The organism is Pseudovibrio sp. POLY-S9, assembly GCF_001431305.1.
Lineage (GTDB): Bacteria > Pseudomonadota > Alphaproteobacteria > Rhizobiales > Stappiaceae > Pseudovibrio.
This window is the reverse complement of sequence record NZ_LCWX01000237.1, coordinates 124,723-126,230: the sequence shown is the minus strand read 5'-3', so window position 1 is coordinate 126,230 and position 1,508 is coordinate 124,723. Positions and strand designations below refer to the sequence as shown.

Annotated in this window: 2 protein-coding genes; both read left to right on the top strand. The window is 53.2% G+C overall.

Annotation, left to right across the window (positions count from 1 at the left end; translation table 11 throughout):
- On the top strand, window positions 1-953 hold a 953-nt coding region (locus PPL9_RS24700), incomplete at its 5' end, for a TRAP transporter large permease (protein ID WP_244273460.1).
- A 20-nt stretch (window positions 954-973) separates the two neighbouring features.
- Window positions 974-1,508: arginase family protein (locus PPL9_RS34390; RefSeq protein WP_244273459.1), on the top strand; the 535-nt coding region annotated here is incomplete at its 3' end.

The window sequence follows — 1,508 nt, the reverse complement described above, 5'->3', positions numbered from 1 at the left end:
CTACGCAAGCAACCGTTGTTGCGGTTGGCGGTGCGATGCGGCCACGTATGTTGAAGTCAGGCTATTCAGATAGCTTCACCATTGGGTTGATCGTCAACGCGGCTGATCTGGCTTATCTCATTCCGCCATCTATCGGCATGATCATCTATGGTGTTGTGTCCGGCACATCGATCTCGCAGCTTTTCATCGCTGGCATCGTTCCGGGCCTCATCATCGTGGTGTTCTTTTCTGCCTATTGCATGTGGCATGCGTACAGACACGACATCCCCGTACTGGAAAGGTCTGACTGGGGAGAGCGGTTTGATGCGGTAAGGCGCGCACTCTGGCCCATGGGCTTCCCATTGATCATCGTCGGTGGAATTTATGGCGGTGTCTTTTCACCAACAGAAGCTGCGGCCATCTGTGTGCTGTACGCCGTTGTTCTGGAAGCCTTGATCTTCAGATCCATCCGTCTGCGTGATCTGCCAGATATTGCTCTGTCAACGGGGGCCATCACCTCGGTGGTGTTCATCCTGATCGCAGCGGGCGCGGCCTTCTCCTGGACCCTATCCTTCGCACAGGTGCCTCAGACAATCATCAGTTCGCTCGGGCTGAATGAAGCTGGACCGATAATGACGCTGACGGCGATCATTTTGGCGTTCTTCATCGGCTGCATGTTTGTCGACTCCATCGTGGTAATTTTGATTTTGGTGCCAATCTTTGCCCCACTGATCAAATCGACGGGTCTTGATCCGGTGCTGGTTGGAGTACTCATCACCCTGCAGGTTGCCATTGGAGCCGCCACGCCGCCATTCGGATGCAATCTGTTCACGGCAATTGCTGTTTTCCGCCGACCATTTGTGGATGTTGTCCGCGGAGTTCCCCCATTCTTGCTGATCTTGCTGCTGACAACAGGGCTTGTGATGGCATTCCCACAAATTGCGTTGTTCTTGCCAGAACTCGCCTACAGATAATGAACTAACGGAGAAGAAATATGTCTGATCACGGCTATAAATCCGGGCGCCTCAACCTACCATTCGTTGGAATCTCGACTTTTGGAAAAAAAGAGTATGTGTCGGATTGGGATCAAATTGATGCGGATGTAGCGGTTCTTGGTGCACCGTTTGACTTTGGCGCACAATGGCGCTCAGGCGCACGTTTTGGACCACGTTCCGTGCGTGAAGCGTCCACGCTGTTTTCATTCGGCCATGCCGGTGCGTATGATCATGAAGATGATGCAACCTATCTCAGCAGCGATGTCCGCATCGTTGACATCGGAGACGCGGACATCATCCACACCAAGACCATTGAGAGCCATGCGAACATTGAGTTTGGGGTCAAGAAAATCCTCGATGCAGGTGCACTGCCTGTGGTGATTGGCGGCGATCACTCCATCAACATCCCATGCATCCGCGCCTTTGAGGAAGACTGTGCTGAAAAAGGTCCGATCCACGTGATCCAGATCGACGCACACCTTGATTTCGTTGATGAGCGCCATGGCGTGACGGAAGGGCACGGCAATCCTATGC